Source organism: Deinococcus radiopugnans ATCC 19172, from assembly GCF_006335125.1.
GTDB classification, from domain to species: Bacteria; Deinococcota; Deinococci; order Deinococcales; family Deinococcaceae; genus Deinococcus; species Deinococcus radiopugnans.
This window is the reverse complement of sequence record NZ_VDMO01000014.1, coordinates 19710-44187: the sequence shown is the minus strand read 5'-3', so window position 1 is coordinate 44187 and position 24478 is coordinate 19710. Positions and strand designations below refer to the sequence as shown.

Annotated in this window: 22 protein-coding genes; 13 read left to right on the top strand and 9 right to left on the bottom strand. The window is 67.4% G+C overall.

The features are described 5' to 3' along the window. Positions 1-110 precede the first annotated feature (110 nt). The 5 genes from FHR04_RS13345 to FHR04_RS13320 all read left to right on the top strand — a co-directional run bounded on the left by FHR04_RS13345 (position 111) and on the right by FHR04_RS13320 (position 3714). On the top strand, positions 111-620 hold the full coding sequence (locus FHR04_RS13345; protein WP_039685686.1) for a DinB family protein: 510 nt from the start codon (positions 111-113) through the stop codon (positions 618-620). Positions 621-919: 299 nt separating this feature from the next. Further along, entirely contained in the window at positions 920-1603 is a 684-nt protein-coding gene (locus FHR04_RS13335) for a hypothetical protein (protein WP_139403871.1), read from the top strand. A 79-nt stretch (positions 1604-1682) separates the two neighbouring features. After that, positions 1683-2336, top strand: coding sequence for a MarC family protein (locus FHR04_RS13330; protein WP_039685682.1), 654 nt, complete (start codon positions 1683-1685; stop codon positions 2334-2336). A 142-nt stretch (positions 2337-2478) separates the two neighbouring features. Then, the gene (locus FHR04_RS13325; RefSeq protein WP_081995219.1) at positions 2479-3072 is read left to right on the top strand and encodes an HNH endonuclease; all 594 of its coding nucleotides are present in this window, start codon (positions 2479-2481) and stop codon (positions 3070-3072) included. A gap of 96 nt (positions 3073-3168) precedes the next feature. Continuing rightward, the gene (locus FHR04_RS13320) at positions 3169-3714 is read left to right on the top strand and encodes an HD domain-containing protein (RefSeq protein WP_039685680.1); all 546 of its coding nucleotides are present in this window, start codon (positions 3169-3171) and stop codon (positions 3712-3714) included. Positions 3715-3928: 214 nt separating this feature from the next. Here FHR04_RS13320 and FHR04_RS13315 read toward each other — a convergent pair whose 3' ends face one another. Genes FHR04_RS13315 through FHR04_RS13305 form a run of 3 tightly spaced genes read right to left on the bottom strand, consistent with a single transcriptional unit; the run spans position 3929 to position 7448 of the window. After that, positions 3929-4390 carry a response regulator gene (locus FHR04_RS13315; RefSeq protein WP_170213954.1) on the bottom strand — a complete coding sequence of 154 codons (462 nt, stop codon included), beginning with the start codon at positions 4388-4390 and terminating at the stop codon, positions 3929-3931. Next, entirely contained in the window at positions 4383-6767 is a 2385-nt protein-coding gene (locus tag FHR04_RS13310) for a PAS domain-containing sensor histidine kinase (RefSeq protein ID WP_249039122.1), read from the bottom strand. The genes FHR04_RS13315 and FHR04_RS13310 overlap by 8 nt, the downstream gene beginning before the upstream one ends. A gap of 15 nt (positions 6768-6782) precedes the next feature. Beyond that, positions 6783-7448 carry a response regulator transcription factor gene (locus tag FHR04_RS13305; protein WP_039685678.1) on the bottom strand — a complete coding sequence of 222 codons (666 nt, stop codon included), beginning with the start codon at positions 7446-7448 and terminating at the stop codon, positions 6783-6785. 274 nt (positions 7449-7722) lie between these two features. On the opposite strand from FHR04_RS13305, the gene FHR04_RS13300 reads away from it, so the two are divergent. Further along, complete coding sequence (locus tag FHR04_RS13300; RefSeq protein WP_139403870.1) at positions 7723-9381, top strand: ribonuclease J; 1659 nt, start codon at positions 7723-7725, stop codon at positions 9379-9381. Between the two features lie 71 nt (positions 9382-9452). Here the strand turns inward: FHR04_RS13300 and FHR04_RS13295 are convergent, their stop codons facing one another. Beyond that, on the bottom strand, positions 9453-10241 hold the full coding sequence (locus tag FHR04_RS13295; protein WP_139403869.1) for a MerR family transcriptional regulator: 789 nt from the start codon (positions 10239-10241) through the stop codon (positions 9453-9455). A gap of 195 nt (positions 10242-10436) precedes the next feature. Here FHR04_RS13295 and FHR04_RS13290 point away from each other — a divergent pair, with 195 nt between their 5' ends. The 4 genes from FHR04_RS13290 to lon all read left to right on the top strand — a co-directional run bounded on the left by FHR04_RS13290 (position 10437) and on the right by lon (position 15272). Beyond that, positions 10437-10817 (top strand): hypothetical protein, encoded by a 381-nt coding sequence (locus FHR04_RS13290; protein WP_139403868.1) that lies wholly within the window; start codon positions 10437-10439, stop codon positions 10815-10817. A gap of 54 nt (positions 10818-10871) precedes the next feature. Continuing rightward, on the top strand, positions 10872-11477 hold the full coding sequence (gene clpP / locus FHR04_RS13285) for an ATP-dependent Clp protease proteolytic subunit (RefSeq protein ID WP_039685669.1): 606 nt from the start codon (positions 10872-10874) through the stop codon (positions 11475-11477). Then, the gene (clpX, locus tag FHR04_RS13280) at positions 11474-12688 is read left to right on the top strand and encodes an ATP-dependent Clp protease ATP-binding subunit ClpX (RefSeq protein WP_039685667.1); all 1215 of its coding nucleotides are present in this window, start codon (positions 11474-11476) and stop codon (positions 12686-12688) included. The genes clpP and clpX overlap by 4 nt, the downstream gene beginning before the upstream one ends. A gap of 148 nt (positions 12689-12836) precedes the next feature. Then, on the top strand, positions 12837-15272 hold the full coding sequence (lon, locus tag FHR04_RS13275) for an endopeptidase La (protein WP_139403866.1): 2436 nt from the start codon (positions 12837-12839) through the stop codon (positions 15270-15272). 69 nt (positions 15273-15341) lie between these two features. Here lon and FHR04_RS13270 read toward each other — a convergent pair whose 3' ends face one another. From FHR04_RS13270 to pgeF, 4 genes are all read right to left on the bottom strand, one after another. Next, positions 15342-16589, bottom strand: coding sequence for a type IV pilus twitching motility protein PilT (locus FHR04_RS13270; protein WP_139403865.1), 1248 nt, complete (start codon positions 16587-16589; stop codon positions 15342-15344). 74 nt (positions 16590-16663) lie between these two features. Then, entirely contained in the window at positions 16664-19342 is a 2679-nt protein-coding gene (locus FHR04_RS13265) for an ATPase, T2SS/T4P/T4SS family (RefSeq protein WP_139403864.1), read from the bottom strand. Positions 19343-19449: 107 nt separating this feature from the next. Continuing rightward, the gene (locus FHR04_RS13260; RefSeq protein WP_039685659.1) at positions 19450-19956 is read right to left on the bottom strand and encodes a YqeG family HAD IIIA-type phosphatase; all 507 of its coding nucleotides are present in this window, start codon (positions 19954-19956) and stop codon (positions 19450-19452) included. After that, positions 19953-20708, bottom strand: coding sequence for a peptidoglycan editing factor PgeF (pgeF, locus tag FHR04_RS13255; protein WP_139403863.1), 756 nt, complete (start codon positions 20706-20708; stop codon positions 19953-19955). The genes FHR04_RS13260 and pgeF overlap by 4 nt, the downstream gene beginning before the upstream one ends. A gap of 120 nt (positions 20709-20828) precedes the next feature. Between pgeF and FHR04_RS13250 the strand changes: the two genes are divergently transcribed. The 3 genes from FHR04_RS13250 to FHR04_RS13240 all read left to right on the top strand — a co-directional run bounded on the left by FHR04_RS13250 (position 20829) and on the right by FHR04_RS13240 (position 23754). Then, a complete protein-coding gene (locus FHR04_RS13250) occupies positions 20829-21614 on the top strand; it encodes an enoyl-ACP reductase FabI (RefSeq protein ID WP_039685655.1) in 786 nt (261 codons plus the stop codon). 87 nt (positions 21615-21701) lie between these two features. Further along, the gene (gene guaB / locus FHR04_RS13245) at positions 21702-23219 is read left to right on the top strand and encodes an IMP dehydrogenase (protein WP_139403862.1); all 1518 of its coding nucleotides are present in this window, start codon (positions 21702-21704) and stop codon (positions 23217-23219) included. After that, positions 23206-23754 (top strand): HIT family protein, encoded by a 549-nt coding sequence (locus FHR04_RS13240; RefSeq protein WP_139403861.1) that lies wholly within the window; start codon positions 23206-23208, stop codon positions 23752-23754. The genes guaB and FHR04_RS13240 overlap by 14 nt, the downstream gene beginning before the upstream one ends. 226 nt (positions 23755-23980) lie before the next feature. On the opposite strand, the gene FHR04_RS13235 is transcribed toward FHR04_RS13240, so the two are convergent. Further along, the gene (locus tag FHR04_RS13235) at positions 23981-24412 is read right to left on the bottom strand and encodes an EF-hand domain-containing protein (protein ID WP_139403860.1); all 432 of its coding nucleotides are present in this window, start codon (positions 24410-24412) and stop codon (positions 23981-23983) included. Positions 24413-24478: the final 66 nt, after the last annotated feature.

Sequence of the window (24478 nt, the reverse complement as noted above, 5' to 3'; positions counted from 1 at the left end):
GGCACACATTCTGCGTGCCGGGCGCGGGCGCACCCCCGAGTGTATCACTGCCGGCGGCGGGGCCGCAGGGGGTGGCTGGCGCTGGCGCCGCCGTCCGGGTACGCTGAACCATGACCGAATCCACGCAAGATCCGCAGCCCCAGCATGTTCTGGAGGGCATTCTCGACATCCTGACCGAAGCGGTGGAGGGCGGCGCGCCCGGCCAGGGCACCGCTTTTCTGGACGGCACGGCGGCGGACGGCAGCGGCAACAACGGCCTGCTCGCCACGCTGGACCGCCTGAGCGCCGAGCAGGCCAGCCAGGACATTCACGGCACGTCCATCGCCGGACACGCCCGTCACAGCGCCTTTCATATGGAAGTGATGGTCCGCTGGGAGCGCGACGGGGACCGGGGGCCGTTCGACTGGAAGGGCAGCTTTGAGCCGGCGCAGGTCGATGACGGCCAGTGGGACGAGTTGCGGGTGCGCCTGCGCGCGGCCTACGACGCCCTGTGCGCCTTTGTCCGCACCCAGCAGGAAACGGAGGCCACCGGCGACATGGCCGGCGGCCTGACCGGCGCGGTGGCGCATGTCGCCTACCACCTGGGGGCCATCCGGCAGATGCACAAAGCGCTGGCGTGACCCTGGCCCCTGCCGGACAGCTATCGGGGCTGCCGTGGTCATCATCGGCGCGGGTGAGCAGCGCTGGGACGGCTGGATTCCCACCGGGCGCGAGGACCTCGATCTGCTGGACCGGGCGGGCTGGAATGCGTGGTTCGGGGACCGCCGGGCCAACGCGCTGCTGTGCGAGCACGTCTGGGAGCACCTGAGCGAGGCCCAGGGGCGCGCCGCCGCATCGCCCGGCAGCCGGAGTGCGCGGGGCCGGAGGTTCGGTTCGGCGGCATTCGTCCCCCCCTGGCCGCGCTACGCTGCCCCCCGTTATGACCGACCCGCAGCCCACCCCGCAGGAATTCCCGACCTACCGCGTTCAGGAATTCCTGCCGTCTTTTCTGCTGGGCTGGGGCCTGGGCACGCTGGTCACCTTCGCGGTGCGCGCGCTGGCCGACGCGCTGCTGACCACCCCCTGCGAGGGCCGCACGCTGCTGGCGCTGATCGTGCCGCTGTTGCTGGGGCCGGGGGGGCTGGCGTTCACGGCCGTCAACTGGCGGCGGGCGGGGCGGGCGGCGCTGGGGCTGGGGCTGGTGGTGGCCTCGCTGCTGCCCGCGCTGTTCGTGGGCGCGCGTGACATCGCGGTGCTGCGCGGCAGCGGCTGCGCGGGCGGCTACGTCGTGCTGGCCCCGGCGGGGGGGGATTCCATTTCCAGCGTCACGCTGCGGGTGGGTGAGTCGCGCGAACTGACCGGGCGCATCGGCGGCTTTACCGCGCAGGATTACCCCGGCGAGTTCACCTTGAGCGGCCAGGGCAGCGCGGCGGGCATCGTCGTGACCCTGCCGAAGACCACGGCGCGTGCCGGCGAGGTGTTTCCGCTGACCATCACGGTTCAGCCGGGCACGGGCATCAACACCTACACCGCCGGGGTGCAGGGCCGCGTCGTCAGGGACGGCCGGACGATCAGCGCGGACGGCACGCTGGAGGTCAACGTCCGCCCCGCCGAAGTCAAGTAGAGCTGCGCCGGCGCGGGTGAGCCCCCGGCGTCGCGGTGACCCGCACATGCCCGCCTTCCCGGGTGTTACGGTAAGCCGCGTGAACGTGACCGAGGTCTCCAGCATTGCCCTGCAAACATTTTTAACGATGCTGGTGGTCATGGACCCGATTGGCCTCGCGCCGATCTTTATCGGGCTGGCGGGCAACCGGCCCAGTTTCGAGCGGAGACGGGTGGCCCTGAAGGCCGCGCTGGTGGCCGGGGGCATCATCCTGGTGTTCGGGCTGGTGGGCCGCGCGCTGCTGGAGCACCTGGGCATCAGCCTGAGCGCCTTCCGGGTGGCGGGCGGGGTGCTGCTGTTCCTGATCGCGCTGGACATGGTGTTCGCGCGGCCCAGCGGCAGCAAGGAAACCGCCGAGGAGGAGCAGGAGGCCCAGGAGCGCCAGGACATCAGCGTGTTTCCGCTGGCGATTCCGCTGATCGCCGGTCCCGGCACGCTGGCCTCGATCATGATTCAGGCCAACACCGCGCACGGCAATGTGCTGCTGCTGACGGTGGTGTTTCTGGTGACCGCCGCCGTGCTGCTGCTGTGCTACCTGGCCCTGCGCCTGAGCGGCCAGATCGCCCGCGTGATCGGCGTGACCGGCGTGCACGTGGTGACCCGCGTGCTGGGCGTGCTGCTGGGCGCGCTGGCCGTGCAATACGTCGCCGACGGCGTGCTGGAACTGCTGCGCGGCGGGCTGCGGACCGGCTAGAGCGCAGCCTGCTTTCCCGCTGCTTCCCTTTTTCGCGCCGCACACGCTGCTCCCGCCTGAGTCATTGCACGTATTCCCGCCGTCCCAGCCCTAGGCACCCTGGCCAACATTCTTATGAATTTCAGGCCATAGAATGCGGGGCATGACAGTCAAGGGCAAGGTGGAAGAACTCGGGCGACCATCTCACGGCACCGCCGCAGTTCCGGACGTCAACGCCGGGGCGCGCGTGGTGCCGGACCTGAACGCGCCGCGCGTGCTGGTGCTGAATGCCTCTTACGAGCCGCTGCACGTCACCAGCACCAAGCGGGCCATCACGCTGCTGCAGTACGGCGTGGCCGAGGTGCTGGAAGACAGCGGCGACGTGATCCGCTCGCCCAGCACCACCCTGACCGTGCCCAGCGTGATCCGCCTGCGCCGTTACGTGCGCCGCCCACGCGTGCATCCGGTGCCGTTCAACCGCCGCAACGTCCTGCGCCGCGACACCTTCACCTGCCAGTACTGCGGCGCCTCCGAGGAACTGACCATGGACCACGTGTTGCCCCGTTCGCGCGGTGGGCGGCACAACTGGGACAACGTGGTCACCGCCTGCCGCGCCTGCAACCAGCGCAAGGGGGACCGCACCCCCGACGAGGCCGCCATGCCGCTGCGGACCCGTCCGCACGCCCCCACCTTCGGCGTCTACGCGCACGGCCAGTTCGCCCACTGGCAGCCGGAGTGGGCCAACTACATCCGCTGAGCTGAGGGCTGAACGCGGCGGGCAGAAGGGCGCACCGCGAGGTACGGGAGCCAGCCGCAGACGCGCGGGTGGCCTCCATTCATTAGACTGCGGCCCATGAACCGCGAACAGGCCTACACGCTCATGCTGGAACACACCCCGTCGGCGTCGTTGCGGCGGCACATGCTGAACGTGGAGGCCGCCATGCGCTGGTACGCCCGCCACTGGGGCGAGGACGAGGAACAGTACGCCGTGACCGGGCTGCTGCACGACTTCGACTACGAGTTGCATCCCGAAGAACATCCGACGTGGGGGGTACAGTACCTGCGGCAGAACACCGACACTTCCCCCGAGGTGCTGGACGCGATCATGGGCCACGCGGCCTACACGGGCACGCCGCGCACCACCCGGCTGGCACAGACGCTGTTCGCGGTGGACGAACTGACCGGACTGGTGCAGGCGGCGGCGCTGGTCCGCCCGGACGGCGACGTGCGGCAGGTGGAGCTAAAAAGCCTGAAAAAGCGCTTCAAGAACCGGGCCTTCGCGGCGGGCGTCAACCGGGAAGAGGTGCAGCAGGGCGCGCAGGAACTGGACGTGGACCTCGACGAGCACATGGCCCATGTCCTGACGGCCATGCGGGAGATGGACTCCGCGCCGGTGTGATACGGACTCCGATTGAAAGGTGTTGAAAACACCTGGAAATCCGAGCAAAGCGAGGAGGAGAAAGACGGGTTCCGGACGTGGAGTGTAGAGATCGGAGCTGTCCCGATCTCTACACGAAACAAACGGAATCCGTATGACACGGCGGTCCAGGGCACGGCGAAGGCCCTCTGCCGGGGCGAGAGGGCCTTCGCCCCTGGGTCTGGGTGCAGTTTCGTTACACGCGCGGCGGGAAGCGCACGAAGGTCAACCAGAAGTCCTCGAAGGCGCGGATGGCGTGCAAAAAGTTCTCGAAGCCCACCGGCTTGACCATGTAGCCGCTGGCGTGGCGTTCGTAGGAGTGGCGCACGTCGTCGTCGGCCTGGCTGGTGGTCAGCATCAGGACCGGAATGCTGCCCAGCGCCGGGTCGGCCTTGATCTCGCGCAGCACTTCCAGGCCGTTCTTGCGCGGCATGTTGATGTCCAGCAGAATCAGGTCCGGACGCGGGGCATCGGCATATTCGCCCTCGCTCCGCAGGAAACGCAGGGCCTCCACGCCGTCGCGCGCCACATGCAGCCGGTTGGGCACGCGGGCTTCCTCGAAGGCTTCCAGGGTCAGCAGGATGTCGGGTTCGCTGTCCTCGACGAGAAGGATCTCGACCTGGCGCATGGCGGGCGGGTGCAGGGGGGTGTCAGGCATGGTGGGGTTCTGGGGGTACCGGGGTGGAGGGGGAGGACTCTTCGGGGGCGGCAGGCAGGGTGAAGTGAAAGGTGCTGCCGTGGTCCGGGGCGGGCAACGGCACGGATTCCAGCCACAGCGTTCCCCCGTGATGCTCGACAATCTTACGACAGATGGCCAGCCCCATTCCGTTTCCGGCGTAATCCTCGCGGCGGTGCAGGCGCTGAAAGATATCAAAGACCCGCTCCTGGTACTCCGGCGCGATGCCGATGCCGTTGTCGCGCACCGTGATGTGGATCAGGTCACCCTCGCGGCGCGACTGGACCTGCACGCGCGCGGGCTGTCCGGGGGCGGTGAATTTCAGGCCGTTGCCCACCAGATTGGTCAGCAGCGGCGCGATCAGCGGGGCGTGGGCCAGCACGGTGTGGGGGGTCTCCCACGTCAGGCTGGCCCGGTCCCCCGGCGTGCCGTCGCCCTGCAGGGCCGCCTCCACGCTGTGGACCGCCGCCTGCATGGCCGCGTCCAGCGCCAGCGGCGCGGGCGCGCTCTCGCCCCGGCCCACCCGCGAGAATTCCAGCAGGTCCTGGATCAGGCCGCGCATACGCCCCACCGCGTCCTGCATAAAGCCCAGGTACAGGCCGGCGCGCTCGTCGAGCTGGCCCTCGTAGCGCCGGCCCAGCAGCTCGGCGTAGCTGCCCAGCGTCCGCAGCGGCTCCTGCAGGTCATGGCTGGCGATGTACGCGAACTGTTCCAGATCGGTGTTGCTGCGCTCCAGCTCCGCGATGGCCTCCTGCAGCTGGGTCTGGACGCGCAGGCGTTCGGTGGTGTCCTGCACCATCAGCACCGCGCCTGTGATCTGCCCGGTGCCCGAGTGCATCGGCGTGACCACGCACGACACCGGCACCGGATGGCCCTGGGCGTGCCACAGCACGTCGTGTTCCAGGCGGCGGGTCTGGCCGTCTTGCAGGGTCTGGTGGATGGGACACTCGGTCACCGGGTACGGCGTGCCGTCGGGGTGACTGTGGTGGATCAGCGCGTGCTGATGGCTGCCGATCAGGCGCTCGACGCTGTATCCCAGCAGCCGCGCCGCCGCCGGATTGGCGAAGGTGGTGCGGCCCGAGGCGTCCAGCCCGAACACGCCCTCGCCCGCCGCCGTCAGCAGCAGCGTGGAAAAGCGCGTGACGTCGGCCAGCTCCTGGGTGCGGACCGCCACGCGGCCCTCCAGCTGGGCATTCAGCGCCTTCAGGGCGGCCTCGGCCTCGCGCACGGCGCTGATGTCGGTGTAGGTGCCCACCCATTCGCGCACGCTGCCGTCCTCGCCGCGCAGCGGCACCGCGCGGATCTGCATGGGCACGTACACGCCGTCGGCGCGGCGCAGGCGGTGTTCGATGGTGTAGGCCTGCCCACTGTCCAGAATTTCGGCCCAGGCCCGCAGCGTCGGCTCCCGGTCTTCCGGATGAATGGCCTCGACGGCGGCCTCGGGGTTCAGGTACTGCGCTGGGGCCTGGCCGGTGAACGCTTCCCAGTCGTGTTGACGGCCAGCAAAGTGGCCCTGCGCGTCCGCCGTGAACACGATCTGCGCGGTGGCCTCCACCAGCGAGCGGAAGCGCTGCTCGCTGCGGCGCAGCTCCTCGCGGGTGTGTCGCCGCTCGGTCACGTCGGCGAACACGGTGGTGACCTGGGCGGGGCGGTCCATGCCCGGCGCGCGGCGCGGAATGGCGGTGACCTCCAGCCAGCGCCATTCTCCGGTGGCCGGGTGGAACACGCCCATCGGCACCTCCAGCTGCGCCTGCCCGGTCTGTAGCGCCTGGACCGACGGATGGGTGGTGCCAGGAAACGCCGAACCGTCGGGGTGGACGGCCTGCCAGCGCGGGTCCAGCGAATCGCGCCCGCTGAGCTGTTCGGGGCTGAGGCCCAGGATGGCCGGGGCCGAGGCATTGGCGTGCAGAATCCGGGTGTCTGACCCCTGCACGGTCATGCCCAGGCCCAGGCTGTCCATGATCTCCAGCGCCACTTCCAGCGGGTCGTGCGACTCCCGGAAATGCAGCAGCGCCGCCCCTGGCCCGGCGGGGGTGACGGTGGCCAGCGCGGGGGCCACCGCGCCGGGCATGGTGACCGACAGCCGGGAGGCCTCTCCGCGCAGCGCCAGGGCGGTGGCGCCGCGCAGCGCCTGGGCGGCTTCCGGCAGAAACAGGGCGGTCCAGTTGTGCGGCTGGCCGTCTGCGGCCCCCAGACGCTCGTGCGCGGCGGCGTTCAGCGTGAACTGGCCGTCCGCCCGCACCCACACCGTGGGGTCGGGCAGGGCCGACAGCAGGGCGGCGGCCTCGGCCCCGACAAAGGGGGCAGCGGCGGATGGGGTCTCGGCGGGCAGGTCGGGCACGTCGGTCGGGGCGCTCACGTCAGGCAAGACGGCTCAGCCGCGCAGGGCATAGCCGACGCCGCGCACCGTTCGCAGCAGGCCGTAGCCGTCCAGATCGCGCAATTTGGCCCGCAGGTTCGCCATGTGCACGTCCACCACGTTGCTGCCCTCGGGCAGGCGGCCCTGCCAGATCTCCTGGCCGATCTCCTGGCGCGAGTACACCCGGCCCGGCTGCCGGATCAGGAGTGCCAGGATGTCGAATTCCTTGGGCGACAGCCGCAGTTCCTCGGCCTTGTAGGTGACCAGCCGCTTTTGCGGATCGAGGGTCAGGTCGCCCATGCTCAGGCTCTCGGTGGTGCGCTGGCGCAGCTGCACCTTGACGCGGGCCAGCAGCTCGTCGGGGTGAAAGGGCTTGATCAGGTAATCGTCGGCGCCCAGGCCGAGGAGGCGCACCTTCTCGTCTACGGTGTCGCGGGCGGTCAGCACGATGATCGGCACGGCGCTGTTCTTGCGCAGGCGCTGAACCACATCGCCGCCGTCGAAGTCAGGCAGGCCCAGGTCCAGCAGAATCAGCGCGGGGTGGTCTTCACGGGCCTTGATCAGGCCGTTCATGGCCGAATCGGCATGCTCGACCTCGAACCCGGCGTCGGTCAGGTCCATTTTCAGGACGTTGGCGATGTCCAGGTCATCTTCGATGATCAGAATGCAAGGGGAGGTCACGCCCTCATGATACGCCCTTACGCCGTTTGAGGACGCGGCCAATGGGCGGGGCGTACTGGGGGCACCGCCGCCCGTGCGCGTGCCTCACCGCCTGACGTGCTAGCCTGCTGACATCGCGCCATGAGTTCGGCTTGCCAAAGCTGGGAACGGGCGACACAACCGCAGCAGTTCAGAAACACCCTTCCTGACTGCCTCCAGGCCGCATTTCTTGGGCCACCGCTGCATTCAGAGCATCTGGCCCCCATGACGGGCCACGCAACACGGAGATTTCCAAATGACCCACACAGACGACACCAAGACCCCCCACCTGGAAGTGATTCCGCTTGGTGGGATGGGCGAGATCGGCAAGAACATCACCGCCTACCGCTACGAGGACGAGATTATGGTGGTCGACGCCGGACTGGCCTTCCCCGATTCGCACCAGATGGGCATCGACCTGATCATCCCGCGGATTGACTATCTGCAGCAGAACGCTGGCATGATCCGCGGCTGGATCCTGACCCACGGTCATGAGGACCACATCGGGGGGTTGCCCTACATCTTGCCCCGCCTGCCCAAGGTGCCGGTGTACGGCGCGCCGCTGACGCTGGGGCTGGTACGCGAGAAGCTCTCGGAATTCGGCATCAAGGATCACGAGACCGACCTGCGCGAGGTGGATCTGAACGCCAGGTTCAAGATCGGCAAGCACTTCGAGATCGAGTACTTCCGCATGACCCACTCGATTCCCGACAACGCCGGGTACATCCTGACCACGCCGGCCGGCCGCGTGCTGCACACTGGGGACTTCAAGCTGGACGAGCACCCCGCCGACGGGCAGCTGAGTGACCTGGGCCGCATTGAGCAGGCCGGGAAGGACGGCGTGCTGCTCCTCATCAGCGACTCCACCAACGCCGAGCGTCCGGGCCGCACCCCCAGCGAGGCCGAGATCGCCGTGAATCTGGAAGACGTGATTGCCAACTGCAAGGGCCGGGTGTTCCTGACCACCTTCGCCTCGCAGGTCAACCGCATCCAGAACATCCTGAACATCGCCCACCGCCAGAGCCGCCGCGTGATCATGGAAGGCCGCAGCATGCTGAAATACGCGCAGGTGGCGCAGGCGGTGGGCCACATGAATGCCCCCGATCCCTTCCTGACCAACGATGAAGTGGGCGGCATGCAGGACCAGCAGGTGCTGTACATCTGCACCGGGTCACAGGGCCAGCCCATGAGCGTGCTGTCGCGGCTGGCCTTCGGCAACCACGCCAAGATCGCCCTGCGCCGCGGCGACAGCGTGATCCTGTCCAGCAACCCGATTCCCGGCAACGAGGAAGCCGTTAATCTGGTCATCAACCGCCTGTACGAGATCGGCGTGGACGTGTACTACCCGCCCGCGTACCGGATTCACGCCTCCGGTCACGGCAGTCAGGAAGAGCTGGCCACCGTGCTGAATCTGGCGCGGCCCAAATTCTTCCTGCCCTGGCACGGCGAACCCCGCCACCAGATCAACCACGCCAAGCTGGCCCAGACCCTGCCGCGCCCGCCCAAGCGCACGCTGATCGCCAAGAACGGCGACGTGATCCGCCTGAGCGCCGACGAGTTCAAGGTCACCGGCACCGTGCCCGCCGGGGCGGTGTACGTGGACGGCCTGGGTGTAGGCGACATCGGCGACGACGTGCTGCTGGACCGCGTGAACATGAGCCAGGAGGGCATCCTGATCATGACCGCCGTGCTGCACCCCACGCCGCATGTGGAAGTCGTCTCGCGCGGCTTCGTGCGCGCCAACCGCGATCTGGACAACCAGATCCGCAAGGTGGCCCTGGACGCCATCGAGCAGGGCACGCGCGAGAAGAAGCGCCTGGAAGACGTGCGCGACGATATGTACGGGGCCGTCCGGCGGTTCGTGCGGAAGGTGACGGGCCGCAATCCGGTCTTGATTCCGATGATCGTGGACTGAAGGAGAATCACATAAGGGCGAGGCTGGATTTGATTCCGCCTCGCCTTTTTATATTGACATGAGGCCAGAGATCACTGGAGAAAGAACGCGATATCGGTTTCGTACTCTGCGGGATTCGGCGTGTCTGGAACGCTTTTGACGTAGAACTCTGCCGTCACCCCTGTGATGCTCAGGCCACGTCGCAACGCCTCTTCCACCACCACCGAGTAGGCGGCCCCAGTTCTATCGTAAGGGCCTACAAACCGCCCGATGAAGGCCTTTTCACCTCCGAACGTCCTCACCTCGATTCGCCCCTCGGGTTTTACCCGACCCGTGACGGGCAGGCAGACCTCCACCAGACTCCCCCCTTCATGGTCGTCGTTGTGATGCACGAAGAAGCTCGGTGAGTCGCTCGTGTAGCCCTGGGCCTTCTTGTAGCGCATCAGCTCCTGCAAGGCTTCGGGGATCACCTTGTAATGTGGCGGCTGGAGACGGGTGGAGATGGTCAGGGTCTGAACGACGGGAAGCTGTTCTATCCGGTAGTTCATGGAAACCTCCTGAAGGGAACGGTGCAGGTGCGTGATGGCCTGCTGGCGGTGTTCAATCTCGACCTTCAAACGTTGTTCATGACGAAGCAAGACCTCCCTGACGCGGTCAGGCTGATGCATCAGCTGCCGAATGTCGTCGAGCGGCATGCCCAGTTGTCGCCAGCGCCGCACGTTGACGGCCCGCTGAACCTGAGAGACGCCGTAATACCTGTACCCGGTGGCTTCGTCGATCGATTCAGGACGGAGCAGGCCGATCTCGTCGTAATACCTCAGGGTCTTTGGGGACAGGCCCGTGAGTACAGCAAAGCGGGAGATGATCAGCTGACCTTGCATATCGGAACCCTAAGCGTTCCAGCAGCAGGAAAGTCAAGGGCTGGCCGGGGATGGAGCTGCCCCCGGATGCCCTCCCTCTGCTCTTCCACACCCCCGCTTGCACGTCCACGCGCTGCCGTTCCGCCTCGCGGCGGCCAGGAGGCCGACTGGGAAGAGCGCGCCACACGCCGCACGGTGCAGCGGCATACTTGCCCTATGCGGATCTCGAAGGGAGGCCAGGAGCTGCCCCAGACACGCCTGGCCTTCCTGCTGACCCTGCTCCTGCGAGGCGTTCTCTACGGTCTGGGCGCGTCTGCTCTGGCCGCCCTGTATGCCTCTTCCGTCAGCCAGCGGGGCTGGGACGGCATGGTCTCGGCGCTGAATGTTGCAGGCACCGGGCTGTGGGTGATGGCGGGAATCTTCGTGTGGGGGGCCTTCCAGAGCCAGGGACAGGAGGCGGGCGACAGGGCGCGTGTGGGGCAGGGCACGCCCGCCGTGGCGCTGCCTTTCAAGGACGTGCTCCTCGCCCTGATCGCCGGAAGCGTCTGCTTTGGGCTGATCTGGGTGGGCAACGTGCTGGGCGCTTCCAGAGGCTAGCCCACCCCCGCATTCCCCACGTTTCCCCGCCGCATCCGCCCTATAATCGCGCGCATGGGCATCATTCCTTACGTGATCGAGCAGACCGGGCGCGGCGAGCGCAGCTATGACATCTACTCGCGCCTGCTGAAAGACCGGATTATCTTCGTGGGGACGCCGATTGAATCCCAGATGGCCAACAGCATCGTGGCGCAGCTGTTGCTGCTGGACAGCCAGAACCCCGAGCAGGAAATCCAGATGTACATCAACTGCCCCGGCGGCGAGGTCTACGCCGGACTGGCGATCTACGACACCATGCGCTACATCAAGGCGCCCGTGTCCACCATCTGCGTCGGCATCGCCATGAGCATGGGCAGCGTGCTGCTGATGGCCGGGGACAAGGGCAAGCGCATGGCCCTGCCCAACAGCCGGATCATGATCCACCAGGGTTCGGCGGGCTTCCGGGGCAACACCCCCGATCTGGAGGTGCAGGCCAAGGAAGTGCTGCACCTGCGCGACCGTCTGGTCAGCATCTACAACAAGCACACCGATCTGCCGCACGACAAGCTGCTGCGCGACATGGAGCGCGACTACTTCATGTCCGCCGAGGAAGCCAAGCAGTACGGCCTGATCGACAGCGTGATCGAGAACACCCGTCAGATCGAGGAGGTGGGCGTATGACCACGAAAGCCGGAAGTGGGGATCGCTGCTCGTTCTGCGGGCGGCAGCACCCCCAGATCGCGCAACTGATCGAGGCGCCGGGCCGCGCGGCCTTTATCTGCAACGAATGCACCGACCGCGCCGCCGAACTGGTCAAGCAGAACAAGAAGGCGGGCAGCGAGTTCGTGCTGGAGGAACTGCCCAGTCCCAAGGAGATCAAGGCGTACCTGGACGAGTTCGTGATCGGTCAGGATGAGGCCAAAAAGGCGCTGGCGGTGGCGGTGGTCAGCCATTACCAGCGGCTGGCGCACCCGGACGTGAACCTGCAGAAGAGCAACATCCTGCTCGTCGGCCCCACCGGGACGGGCAAGACGCTGCTGGCGCAGTCGCTGGCCGAGATGCTGGAGGTGCCGTTCGCCATCGCCGACGCCACCACCCTCACCGAGGCCGGGTACGTGGGCGACGACGTGGAGAACGTGATCGTGCGCCTGCTTCAGGCCGCTGAGTATGACGTTTCCGCGGCCGAGCGCGGCATCATCTACATCGACGAGATCGACAAGATCGCCCGCAAGTCCGAGGGCACCAGCATCACCCGCGACGTGTCCGGCGAGGGCGTGCAGCAGGCGCTGCTGAAGATCATCGAGGGCACCGTGGCCCAGGTGCCGCCGCAGGGGGGCCGCAAGCACCCGCAGCAGGAGCTGGTGCAGGTCAACACCAAGAACATCCTGTTCATTGTGGGCGGGGCCTTCGAGAGCATGTCCGAGATCGCCCGCGCCCGCACCAACGTGCGCGCGGTGGGCTTCGGCGCCGAACACAAGGGCGAGGAGAAGGCCGAGTTGCGCTTCCTGCCCGAGGATCTGGTCAAGTACGGCCTGATTCCCGAGTTCGTGGGCCGCCTGCCGCTGGTGGTGCAGCTGCAGGATCTGGACGAGGCCGCCCTGATCCGCATCCTGACCGAGCCGCAGGGCGCGATCATCCGGCAGTATCAGGCGCTGTTCGGCTTTCAGGACGTGGATCTGAGCTTCACCGAATCTGCCCTGCGGGAAGTCGCCCACCGCGCCAAGGAGCGCAAGACCGGGGCGCGCGGCCTGCGGGCGGTCTTGGAAAAGGCCATGACCGACCTGCTGTTCGAGTTGCCTGCTCCGGGGCTGAAGGAGCTGCGCTTCGACGGCGAACACATCGACGCCCCACTCCAATTGCTTGAGTCTAAGGGACTCAAGAAGTCTGCGTAAAAGGCAACCGAGCTTACAGCATCCCCGCGCGGTGACTCCTAGAATTCTGGGACACCCTGCGGGGGTGTCGTTTTCATTCATGTCCCCGCGTTAGACTGATCTATTCAACTGTCCCCGCCCCGGCGGAGCACAGTCCCAAGGAGCAAAGATGATCTGGGAACTTCCCGTAGTTGCACTGAGAAACATCGTGATCCTGCCCGGCGTCACCATGAACGTGGACGTGGGCCGTCCCAAGAGCAAGCGCGCCGTGGACGAGGCGCAGGCCTCGGACCGCCGCGTGCTGCTGCTGACCCAGCGCGACGCCCGCACCGACGATCCCACCAAGGCCGAGTTGTACGACATGGGCGTGCTGGCCGTGGTCAAGCAGGTGGTGCGCATGCCCGACAACACCTATCAGGTGCTGATTGAGGCCCAGGAACGCGCCGCCGTGCAGGACGAGGTGCCTGCCGCCTACATGCGCGTGCGCGCCGAGACGCAGCCCACCCCCGACGACGACAGCCGTGAGGTCGTGGTGCTGACCACCGAGGTCAAGTCGGCCTTCGAGGAGTACCAGCGCCAGAACAAGAACCTGCGCCTGGACAACTACCAGATCGAAGGCATGAAGGCCCTGACCGACGGCGGCGCGCTGGCCGATCAGGTGGCCCACCACGCCACCTGGACGCCCGAGGAAAAGCAGGAAATCCTGGAGGCCGTGGGCTTACGCGCCCGCCTGGAAGCCACCCTCAAGTTCCTGACCCGCGACACCGAGCGCTTCAATATGGACAAGAAGATCGCCGGACGCGTCAAGGAGCAGATGGACGCCAACCAGCGCGAATATTACCTGCGCGAGCAGATGAAGGCCATCGGCAAGGAACTGGGCGGCGGCGAGGACGGCCCGGCCGAAGTCGAGGCGCTGCGCGAGAAGATCGAGGAAGCGGGCATGCCCGAGTCGGTCAAGGAAAAGGCCCTCAAGGAACTGCAGCGCCTGGAACGCACCCCCGGCGGCAGCCCCGAAAGTACTGTGGTTCGCAACTACATCGACTGGCTGGTGGACGTGCCGTGGAGCAAGCGCGACGAGGAAGTGCTGGACATCGCCCGCACGCGCAGCATCCTCGACGATGACCACTACGCCCTCGACGACGTGAAAGACCGCATTCTGGAATTCCTGGCCGTGCGCCAGCTGACCCAGAAGGACGGCGAGACCGAGGAGCAGCGCAAGGAACGCACCGCCGAGGAGCGCACCGACGACGCCGAACTGCGCGCCCCGATCCTGTGCCTGGTCGGCCCTCCCGGCGTGGGCAAGACCTCGCTGGGCAAGAGCATCGCCCGCAGCCTGAACCGCAAGTTCGTCCGCATGAGCCTGGGCGGCGTGCGCGACGAGTCGGAGGTGCGCGGCCACCGCCGCACCTACATCGGCTCGATGCCGGGGCGGATCATCCAGTCGATGAAGAACGCGGGCGTGACCAACCCGGTGATCCTGCTGGACGAGATCGATAAGATGAGCAGCGACTGGCGCGGCGATCCCAGCAGTGCCATGCTGGAAGTCCTCGACCCCGAGCAGAACCACACTTTCCAGGACCACTATCTGGAAGTCCCCTACGACCTGTCGCAGGTGATGTTCATCACCACCGCCAACACGCTGCAGACCATTCCCCGCCCGCTGCTGGACCGCATGGAAGTGATCCAGATTCCCGGCTACACGCAGGTGGAGAAGGTGGAGATCGCCCGCCGTTACCGTGTGCCGCGCCAGATCAAGAGCCACGGGCTGCTGGGCAAGCTGGAGATCACCGACGGGGCGCTGAACCGCATTGTCGAGGAATACACCGCCGAGAGCGGCGTGCGCAACCTGGACCGTCAGATCAGCAAGCTGGCGCGCAAGGCCGCCCGTCAGTTGTTGGAACAGCCCTGGGAGGGCGTGAAGGTCATCGACGCCCCGCAGGTTTCCGACTACCTGGGCGTGCCGCTGCACCGCCCCGACAAGATGGAGAAGGAACCGCAGGTGGGCGTGGCGCAGGGGCTGGCCTGGACGAGTGTGGGCGGCACCATGTTGCTGGTGGAGGCCCTGGCCACCCCCGGCAGCGGCAAGATCAGCATGACCGGCAGCCTGGGTGACGTGATGAAGGAAAGCGTGGGGGCCGCCGTGGCCTACCTGCGTGCCCACGCCGCCGAGTACGGCGCGGACCCCGACTTCCACAAGACCATGGACCTGCACGTCCACTTCCCCGACGGCGCGACGCCCAAGGACGGCCCCAGCGCGGGCATCACGATTGCCACCGCCGTGATCAGCGCGATCACCGGCCGCCCGGTGCGCATGGACGTGGCGATGACCGGCGAGATCAGCCTCAGGGGCCGGGTGCTGCCCATCGGCGGCCTCAAGGAAAAGCTGCTGGCCGCTCACCAGGGCGGGATCCGTGAAGTGATCTTCCCCAAGGACAACGAACCCAACCTGCAGGACGTGCCCGACAGCATCCGGGGCGACCTGAAGCTGCACCCCGCCGAGCGCGTGGGCGACGTGCTGAACCTGCTGCTGCTGCCCAAGCCCGAAGGCACCCAGCCCACCATGCCCCTCAGCACCGGCAAGAGCGTGACGCAGCCGGGCGCGTAACCCCAGAGAAGAGAAGCCGCCCCGCCAGTTCATCGGCGGGGCGGCTTTTTGGGGCCTGGAAGCGGACGGTCAGCGTTTGCCCCGGCCGTAGCTGGCGGGGCCGCCGTAGCCTGTTTCGGGGGTGGTGGTGGCTGCCGCCCGCCCCGTTTCCCCCCAGCCGGTGGCCTTGGTGGACCCCGCAGCTGGAGAAGTGGCCGGCGAAGGCGTGTAACTGGCCTGCGGCTGATTTCCGGCGGCGGCCCCCCCGGCGTCGTTGGCCAGCCGCGCAAATTCCTTGGGATCGACCGCGCGCGAGGCCCCCACGTCGAAGCTGATCATGCGGCGGCGGTACAGGTTCGCCAGAAAGGCGTCCATGGTGACCATGCCCTCGCGTGCGCCGGTCTGCATGACGCTGGTGATCTGATACGTCTTGCCCTCGCGGATCAGGGCGCGCACGGCGGGGTTGGCGATCAGCAGCTCGTAGGCCAGGATGCGGCCCTGCCCGTCCAGTCGCGGCAGCAGCTGCTGGGTCATCACGGCCACCAGGTTGTTGGCGAGCTGCACCCGGATCTGCTCCTGCTGCTCTTCCGGGAACACGTCCACGATGCGGTCAATCGATTCCGGGGCGCTGTTGGTGTGCAGCGTGCCCATCACCAGGTGCCCGGTCTCGGCGGCGGTGACGGCGGCCTTGATCGTCTCGTGGTCGCGCATTTCGCCCACCAGAATCACGTCGGGGGCCTGACGCAGCACCGCGCGCAGGGCGTTCTCGAAGCTCATGGTGTCGGAGCCGACCTCGCGCTGGTTGATGATGCTCTGCTTGTGCGCGTGCATGAACTCGATAGGGTCCTCGATGGTCATGATGTGCATCTTCTTGGTGGAGTTGATGTGGTCCAGCATGGCCGCCAGCGTGGTGCTCTTGCCCGATCCGGTCGGCCCGGTGACCAGCACCAGTCCGCGCGGCGCGCCTGCGATATCGACAACCGTCTGCGGCAGGCCCATCTCGGCGGCGCTCTTGATCTTGGTGGGGATCAATCGCATCACGCCGCCCACGTTGCCGCGCTGCATAAAGCAGTTCACGCGGAAGCGGGCGCGGTCCCCCAGGGCAAAACTGAAGTCCAGCTCGCGGCGTTCCTCGAAGGTTCGCTGCTGCTTCTCGTTCATCATCGAGTACATCAGCTTGCGCGTCTCGGTGGGCACCAGATCGGCGAACCCCTGCGGGCCGTACACGCCGTCGATCTTGAACTGCGGGGCCATGCCCACGGTCAGGATCACGTCGGACGCGCCCTTCTCGGCGGCGATTCGCAGGATGTCGGTGATGTCGGCGGAGGGCTGGGTCATGGGGAAGTACCTCGGAGGGGATGGTGGGCGACAGGGGAGGGGAGACAGTGGGCAGGACAGGGGAGGTGGCGGCCCTAGTTGCTGGTGACGGCCAGCACCTCTTCCAGCGTGGTCTGGCCCTTGAGGGCCTTCTCGATGCCGTCGTTGCGCAGGGTCCGCATGTCGCTGCGTTCCAGGGCGACGTCGCGGATCTCCGTGGCCGACCGGCCCGAGCCGATGGCGACGCGCAGCAGCTCGTCCACCACCATCAGCTCATGGATGCCCATGCGGCCCTTGTAGCCGGTGCCGCCGCAGCGCGCGCAGCCCGCGCCGCGCATCAGGGTGGCCCCGCGCACGTCGCGCTCGGTGATGCCCAGGCGGCGCAGCACGTCCGGGTCGGCGTTGGTGGGGGCCTTGCAGTCGGGACAGACCCGGCGGACCAGCCGCTGCGCCAGCACGCCCACCACCGAGGCGCTGATGTTGAACGGCTCCACGCCCATCTCCTCCAGGCGCACGATGGCGCCGGGCGCGTCGTTGGTGTGCAGCGTCGCCAGCACCAGGTGCCCGGTCAGGGCCGCTTCCACGGCGATCTTGGCCGTCTCGGTGTCCCGGATTTCCCCCACGAAGATGATGTCGGGGTCCTGGCGCAGGAAGGCCCTCAGCGCGCGGGCAAACGTCAGGCCCGCCACCGGGTTGACCTGCGACTGGATGATGCCGGGAATCTCGTACTCCACCGGGTCCTCGATGGTGGTGGTGTTCTTCTCGGGCTTGGCGATGCGCTTGAGGGTGGAAAAACTGGTGAAGGACTTGCCCGAACCGGTGGGGCCGGTGACCAGGAAAATGCCGTTGGGCTTGTCGATCACGTCCAGGTAGCGCTGGAAGTTGTGGTCGGAAAAGCCCAGTTGCTCGACTTCGGGGATGTTGCTGGCCTTTTGCAGCAGGCGCATCACGGCCTTCTCGCCGTACACCGTGGGCAACGTGGACAGGCGCAGGTCGATGTCGATGCTGCCCTTGCGGAAGCGCACGCGCCCGTCCTGCGGAATGCGGCGCTCGGAGATGTCGAGGTTGCCCATGATCTTGATGCGGGCCAGGATGCTCTGGGCCGCGCCCTTGGGCAGCTCGTTCTGCTCGCGCAGCACGCCGTCCACCCGGTAGCGCACGCGCAGAGCGGATTCGGTCGGCTCGATGTGAATGTCGCTGGCCTCCTGCAGGGCCGCCTCGCGAATCAGGCCGTCCACCACCTTCACGACGGCGTTGTCGTCGAAGTTGGCGTTTGCGTCGACGTCGCCGCCGCGCTTGGAATCCTTCTCGCGCTGCAGCGATTCGGCCTGCAGGCGCTGGTTCAGGTCCGCCATGCCCTGATTGCCGAAGTAGCGCTCGATCAGGCGCACGATGTCCTTCTCGGCCATCACGGCGGGGATGATCTCGCGCCCGGTGATCAGCTTGAGATCGTCCAGCGCAAAGACGTTGCGCGGGTCTTTCATGGCGATGACCAGCGCCTCGCCCTGCAACCTCACCGGCACCACGCCGTAGCGCCGCGCGGTGGGCTCGGGAATCAGCAGCGCCACCTTGGCGTCCGGCGGGTTCTGGACCGGATCGAGGAATTCGTAGCCCAGCTGCGCGGCCAGCGAGCGGGCCAGCATTTCCGGCGACAGCTTGCCCGACTGCACCAGCGTGTCTTCCAGGCGGCCGCCGCCCACGTTCTGCTTTTGCAGGGCGTTGTCAATCTCACTGGCGTCGGCGAAGCCCAGTTCCAGGATCACCTCGCCCAGCGGCTTGACCTTGCCCTGGCGGGCCTGGACCTGCAGCGCCTCACGCAGCTGCGTGCGTGACAGCGTGCCCTGCTGGACCATCTGCTCGCCCAGCCGGCCGCGCTGCGGGTAGAAGCGCTCGATCAGCACTTCCAAGTCGTGCGGCCGCGCCAGGATCAGCTGGATGGGCCGCCCGACCAGCGCGGCGATGTCCTCGCGTTTGCGCGGATCGGTGGCCACCACCACCACATGCTCGGCGGTCTCGTCGACCGGCACGGCCGAGAGCCGCAGCGCGTCGGCGCGCAGCATGCTGCCCAGCACGTCCTCGGCCGGCTGGAAGTCACGCGGGTTTTTCAGGTAGATGACGTCGCTCTGCTCGGCCAGCAATTCGTAGAGCTGGTCCTCGCTGATGGCCTGCTGCGCCACCAGGGTGGTCCCCAGCGGCTCGCCGGTCTGCTGCTGGGCGTCCAGGGCCACCTGCAGCTGCGCGTCCGTGATCAGGCCGCGCGTGATCAGCGCCTGACCCAGCTGGCCGCCCGCCACCTCCTCGCCGGCCTCGTCGGGCGTGACCGGCGTCAGACCCAGTTCCGGGTAGTGCAGCGCCACGGCCCACAGCGCCTGCTCGCGCAGCGCCTGATACGGCTCGATGGTCAGGTTGCTGTCGTCTTCCAGCGTTTCCAGCGCCAGGCTGGACAGGGGGTCCACCAGCGCCACGCGCAGGGTGCCGTTTTCCAGCGCAAAGGGAATGGCCTGGAGGTTCAGCGCGGTCTGGGCCGGAATCGCCGCCACCGCCACCGGGTCCGGCGTGATCGCCATCAGGTTGACCAGCGGGATGCCCAGCGCCTCCTCAATGGCCCGCGCAATGCGCTTCTCGCCCACCAGGCCGGTATCGATCAGGATCTCGGCCAGCCGTCCGCCGACTTCAGAGTGACGCACCAGCGCCTTTTGCAGGTCGCCGTCGTTGACGTACCCCTGTTCGAGCAGAATCGCGCCCAGTCGGCGGTCACCGATAGAAAGTGCCATGTCGTCCCTCCTTGCCGTGCAGATCGAAGCGGTTGAGAATAGAAGTGTGTGCCGGGTGGGTGCGCCGGGTCCGGGGTGTCCGGGAGCGCTGGGGCGGCGAACAGGCCTCAGGTTTTCCAGTCATGCCCGTACCTCCGCAGGACCGCGCGTTCGAGTTGCCGCGCCAGCCGCGTGTGCGGCAACGAATTGCTGACCATGGGCCGCACCAGAATGGTGTGCATGCCGCTGAGGTTGCCGCCCAGCACGTCGGTGAACAGCTGATCGCCCACCATGCCCACCTGATGTGCGGGCAGGCCCAGCTCGGCCAGCGCCCGGCGGTACGCGCGGGGATGCGGCTTGCCCGCCAGCCCCACGCCGGAAAAGCCCAGCCGCTCCAGCCAGAACGCGGCGCGGCGGCCCGTGGCGTTGCTCAGCAGGTACAGGCCGATTCCTGAGTCGCGCAGTTCGCGCGCCCAGTGGAACATCCCGGCGGCGGCGGCCTCCTCGTAGCTGCCGTAGGGCACCAGCGTGTTGTCCAGGTCCAGCAGCAGCCCGCGCAGACCGCGCCGCGCCAGGAACTCCGGAGTGATGTCCAGAATATTGTCGATCACGTCGTGGGGGCGCAGCAGGCTCATGCGGACGCCTCTGCGGGCAGACCGATTACGGCCCACATCCGCCCGGTCTTGCCGGCGTCGCGGCGGTACGAGTAGAACTCGGGTTCGGTGGAGCAGCGGCCCGACAGCCAGATGTTGCTGTCCGGCAGGCCCGCCTCCCGCAGCACGGCCCGGTTCGCGCCCGCCAGATCGAGATGGGGCTGCCCGCCCCTCTGGTGAACGAAGTCGCCCAGACCGGCAGCCATAAACTGCGCGGCCACCTCGGCCCCGACGCCGTAACGCTCGCCGCAGATGCCAGGACCGACGGCGGCGCGGATGCGCCCAGGCCGCGCGCCGAGTTCGGTCATCGCCTGAACGGTCTTCTCTGCGATCCGCCCCAGCGTGCCCTTCCAGCCCGCGTGGGCCGCGCCGATCACGCCCGCCGCCGGGTCTTCCAGCAGCAGCGGGTAACAGTCCGCCGTGCCGATGGCCAGCAGCACGCCGGGGGTGGCGCTCACCAGCGCGTCGCCGGACCAGAGGCCGGGGCCAGTCACCACGATCACGTCGGTTCCATGCACCTGATCCAGCCGGGCCACCTGCGCCGCATCAAAGCCCAGGGCGGCGGCCAGACGGCGGCGGTTCTCGGTCACCAGGGGCGCGTCGTCCTCGCGGTCGTCGAGGTTCAGGCCCCGGTAAGCACCGACAGACACGCCGCCGGCACGCGTGGAAAAGGCGTGCGGCGCGGTCAGGTGGGGCGCGTTCAGGAGCATCGGGTGTTCAGTATCGGCTCGCATGTCTCACTGGATTCTGACTGTTTGCTCCCCCATCCGGGGGCATGCAGGGTGCAATCGCGCCGCGTCCGCTTGCACCCGCTCCAACCTCTGTCGGCCCGGCGGCGCTAAAGTCTGCTGTAGATGAGCGTGCAAATTGACCTGAAAGACAAGACGGCCCTGGTGATGGGCGTGGCGAACGGGCGCAGCCTGGGCTGGGCGATTGCCGAGCAACTGCTCTTGGCAGGCTGCCGGGTGGGCTTTTCCTACCAGGGCGAGCGCCTGAAGGGCGAACTGGACAAGCTGCTCTCGGGCCAGGAAGGCGTGTGGACCCAGCAGGCCGACGCCACCTCCGAAGCCGACCTGACGGCCCTGTTCGCCCGCGTGAAAGAGGAATTCGGCAGCCTGGACTATCTGGTCCACGCCATCGCCTACGCGCCGCGCACCGCGATGGAAGGCCGCTTTCTGGACACCACGCCGGAAGACTGGAACACCTCCTTGCAGGTCAGTGCGTACTCGCTGGTGGCGGTGTGCCGCCACGCCGAGCCGCTGTTCCGCGAGGGCAGCAGCGTGGTCAGCCTGACCTACCACGCCTCGCAGCAGGTGGTGCCCAAGTACAACGTGATGGGCGTGGCCAAAGCGGCGCTGGAGGCCGCCACCCGCTACCTGGCCGCCGACTTCGGCTCGCGCGAGATCCGCATCAACACCATCAGCGCCGGGCCGATGCGGACCATTGCCGCCCGCAGCATCCCCGGGTTCGGCGGGCTGTACGACAAGGGCGCACGCAACGCCGCCTTCGGGCGCAACGCGACCTCGCAGGAGGTGGGCAAACTGGCGCTGTTCCTGCTGTGCGATCTGGGCAGCGGCGTGACCGGGCAGACGGTGTACGTGGACGCGGGCCTGAGCATCATGACGGTCAAGGAGGACTGACCAGTCCAGGCCAGGGGGGCGGGGCCAGCGTTCCGTGACGGCGGCCCCGTCACCGTCCCTCTCTGGCCAAGGGCGTACTCTGAACCCATGAGTGCGCCTACTGCTGCCCCGGCTGCCCCGTCGTTCGCCGCCGAAGAACAACAGGACCGTTTCGCCTACAAGTTCGGTCAGGAAGGCATCACCTTCGATGACGTGCTGCTTCAGCCGCGTCATTCCACCGTGCTGCCGCACGAGGTGGACGTGTCGGCCCAGCTGACCCGCCGGGTGCGGCTGAACATCCCCTTCGTCAGCGCGGCGATGGACACCGTGACCGAGACCGGTATGGCGGTGGCGATGGCCCGCGAGGGCGGCATCGGCGTGATCCACAAGAACATGGACATCGACGCGCAGGCCGAGATGGTCCGCAAGGTCAAACGCAGCGAGAGCGGCATGATCGTCGATCCCATCACGCTGCCGCCCCAGGCCACGGTGGGCGAGGCGGACCGGATGATGGGCGAGTACCGCATCAGCGGCGTGCCCATCACCGATCCGGCGGGGAAACTGCTGGGCATCATCACCAACCGCGACATGCGCTTTATCGATGACCTCTCCACCCCGGTGCAGGACGTGATGACCCGCGAGAATCTGGTGACCGTGCCGGTGGGCACGACGCTGGAGCAGGCGCAGGCCATCTTCAAGCGCCACCGCATCGAGAAACTGCTGGTGGTGGACGATCAGAACATGCTGCGCGGATTGATCACCATCAAGGACCTGACCAAGCGCGTCAAGTATCCCAACGCCGCCAAGGACGAGCTGGGCCGCTTGCGCGTCGCGGCGGCCATCGGGGTCAGCGCGGACCTGATGGACCGCAGTGCGGCGCTGGTGGCTGCCGGGGCAGACGTGCTGGTGCTGGACAGCGCCCACGGTCACAGCCAGGGCATCCTGAACGCGCTGTCACGGGTCAAGGACGCCTTCGACGTGGACGTGATCGCGGGCAACGTCGCCACCCGCGCTGGAGCCAGGGACCTGATTCTGGCGGGGGCCGACGCGGTGAAGGTGGGCATCGGCCCCGGCTCGATCTGCACCACCCGCGTCGTGACCGGCGTCGGCGTGCCGCAGATCACCGCCATCTTCGAGGCCAGCGCCGCCGCGATGGAGGCCGGGATTCCGGTGATCGCCGACGGCGGCATCAAGCAGACCGGCGACGTGCCCAAGGCGATTGCGGCGGGCGCGGGCGTGGTCATGATGGGCAGCATGCTGGCCGGCACCGACGAGGCCCCCGGCGAGACCATCCTGCGCGATGGGCGGCGCTACAAGAGCTACCGGGGCATGGGCAGCCTGGGCGCCATGGACCAGGGCAGCAGTGACCGCTACTTCCAGAGCGGCAGCCGCAAGTTTGTTCCCGAAGGCATCGAGGGCATCATCGCCTACCGGGGCACGGCGGGCGAGGTGATCTATCAGTTCGTCGGCGGCCTCAAGAGCAGCATGGGCTACTGCGGCGCGCCGGACCTGCAAGCGCTGCGAGACACGGCCCGGTTCGTGCGGATCACCGGGGCCAGCCTGATCGAGAGCCACCCGCACGGCGTCACCATCACCAAGGAAGCGCCGAACTATGGGGGACGCTAAGCCAGTCCTTCGGGCGCTGGCCGCCCCGCTGCCCGCACAGCTGAGCCGCGAGTGCATCTCCTGCACACCGCCGCAGCATGACCCGGACACCATCTTCTTCACGGAGGGCTGGAAGGTGGTGCTGCACCCCTCGCAGTGTGGGCTGAGCAACGTGCTGCTGGCAACGCGCCGCCACGTTCCCCGCATGGCGGACCTGACCCCCGCCGAGTGGCAGGAGTTTCAGATGGTGACCGCCGCTCTGGAACCCGCGCTGGAACGGGCCTTCGGGGCGGCGCTGATCAACATGGCATACCAGCGCAACTGGGCCTACCGGGTGGCCGAGCCGGACCCGCCGTTCAAAGGCGGCCGGCCCAACCCGCACGTCCACTGGCACCTCACGCCGCGTTACGCGCAGCCGGTTGAGTTTGGCGGCCTGATCTTTGACGATCCCACCTTCGGAGAACCGTTCGAGTGGCGCACAGTGGATGTGCCTGCTCAGATACGCCGCGCCATCATCGAACGCCTGCGGGCACAGCTTGGCGTGGTGCTGGAATAACTGTTGCCAGGACAACAAAAAACCCCACGCAACGGTGGGGTCTTAACTTCTGGGTTGTGGCCTAGAGCAGGTGTCTGAATTGCAGCATCAGAAAAGAAGACTTCTGATGCCTCCATTCTCTCTTTCGGAGCTGTATCAGTCCCAGCTGCTCGTTGAAATTCACTCCTTCTCTGCGAGCTGTGCCAGTCCGTTCGGTCAAAAGGAAACAGCTCTTTTGACAAATGCTCTAGCGGCCGCGCAACAATTTGCTGCCGATCATGCCGGCCAGCCCCACGAGGCCGGCCTTGACCAGCGGGCTGCTGAGCATGCCGCCCTCGCTGAACGCGGCTTCCAGCGGGCTCTTGCCGTCTTCCTGCCGGGGGGCCTGCGCGGTGCGGGCGTAGGCGTCGGCCAGATCGCCCGGATCGTCGTGGTTGACACGCTGGACCGGGTTGGCCGGGCTTTTCACGATAGCGTCCCCCATCTGCTGGCGCTGCTCGGGCGACATGCCGCCGATGTAGTCCTTCAGGATCTGCTGGCGTTCCTCGGGCGAGGCGTTTTGCATGTAGTCCTGAATGTAGGCAGCGGCCTCCTGCGGGCTGACGGTGCCGTCACCGTCGGTGTCGCGGGGATCGATTCTCGCCATCTGTTCGTGCCGGTCTTTCTGGTTGAAAAACATGGTGGACCTCCTGAGGGGGCGTTGAACTTTGTAGCGTTTCCCACGCTACGTGTGCCGGATTGGGCC

Bases quoted from the DNA above. Each gene is read 5' to 3' on its own strand.
- FHR04_RS13345 (WP_039685686.1), top strand. From the start codon at position 111: ATGACCGAATCCACGCAAGATCCGCAGCCCCAGCATGTTCTGGAGGGC.
- FHR04_RS13335 (WP_139403871.1), top strand. From the start codon at position 920: ATGACCGACCCGCAGCCCACCCCGCAGGAATTCCCGACCTACCGCGTT.
- FHR04_RS13325 (WP_081995219.1), top strand. From the start codon at position 2,479: ATGACAGTCAAGGGCAAGGTGGAAGAACTCGGGCGACCATCTCACGGC.
- FHR04_RS13320 (WP_039685680.1), top strand. From the start codon at position 3,169: ATGAACCGCGAACAGGCCTACACGCTCATGCTGGAACACACCCCGTCG.
- FHR04_RS13315 (WP_170213954.1), bottom strand. From the start codon at position 4,390: ATGCCTGACACCCCCCTGCACCCGCCCGCCATGCGCCAGGTCGAGATC.
- FHR04_RS13300 (WP_139403870.1), top strand. From the start codon at position 7,723: ATGACCCACACAGACGACACCAAGACCCCCCACCTGGAAGTGATTCCG.
- FHR04_RS13295 (WP_139403869.1), bottom strand. From the start codon at position 10,241: ATGCAAGGTCAGCTGATCATCTCCCGCTTTGCTGTACTCACGGGCCTG.
- FHR04_RS13290 (WP_139403868.1), top strand. From the start codon at position 10,437: ATGCGGATCTCGAAGGGAGGCCAGGAGCTGCCCCAGACACGCCTGGCC.
- clpP (WP_039685669.1), top strand. From the start codon at position 10,872: ATGGGCATCATTCCTTACGTGATCGAGCAGACCGGGCGCGGCGAGCGC.
- clpX (WP_039685667.1), top strand. From the start codon at position 11,474: ATGACCACGAAAGCCGGAAGTGGGGATCGCTGCTCGTTCTGCGGGCGG.
- lon (WP_139403866.1), top strand. From the start codon at position 12,837: ATGATCTGGGAACTTCCCGTAGTTGCACTGAGAAACATCGTGATCCTG.
- FHR04_RS13270 (WP_139403865.1), bottom strand. From the start codon at position 16,589: ATGACCCAGCCCTCCGCCGACATCACCGACATCCTGCGAATCGCCGCC.
- FHR04_RS13265 (WP_139403864.1), bottom strand. From the start codon at position 19,342: ATGGCACTTTCTATCGGTGACCGCCGACTGGGCGCGATTCTGCTCGAA.
- FHR04_RS13260 (WP_039685659.1), bottom strand. From the start codon at position 19,956: ATGAGCCTGCTGCGCCCCCACGACGTGATCGACAATATTCTGGACATC.
- pgeF (WP_139403863.1), bottom strand. From the start codon at position 20,708: ATGCGAGCCGATACTGAACACCCGATGCTCCTGAACGCGCCCCACCTG.
- FHR04_RS13250 (WP_039685655.1), top strand. From the start codon at position 20,829: ATGAGCGTGCAAATTGACCTGAAAGACAAGACGGCCCTGGTGATGGGC.
- guaB (WP_139403862.1), top strand. From the start codon at position 21,702: ATGAGTGCGCCTACTGCTGCCCCGGCTGCCCCGTCGTTCGCCGCCGAA.
- FHR04_RS13240 (WP_139403861.1), top strand. From the start codon at position 23,206: ATGGGGGACGCTAAGCCAGTCCTTCGGGCGCTGGCCGCCCCGCTGCCC.
- FHR04_RS13235 (WP_139403860.1), bottom strand. From the start codon at position 24,412: ATGTTTTTCAACCAGAAAGACCGGCACGAACAGATGGCGAGAATCGAT.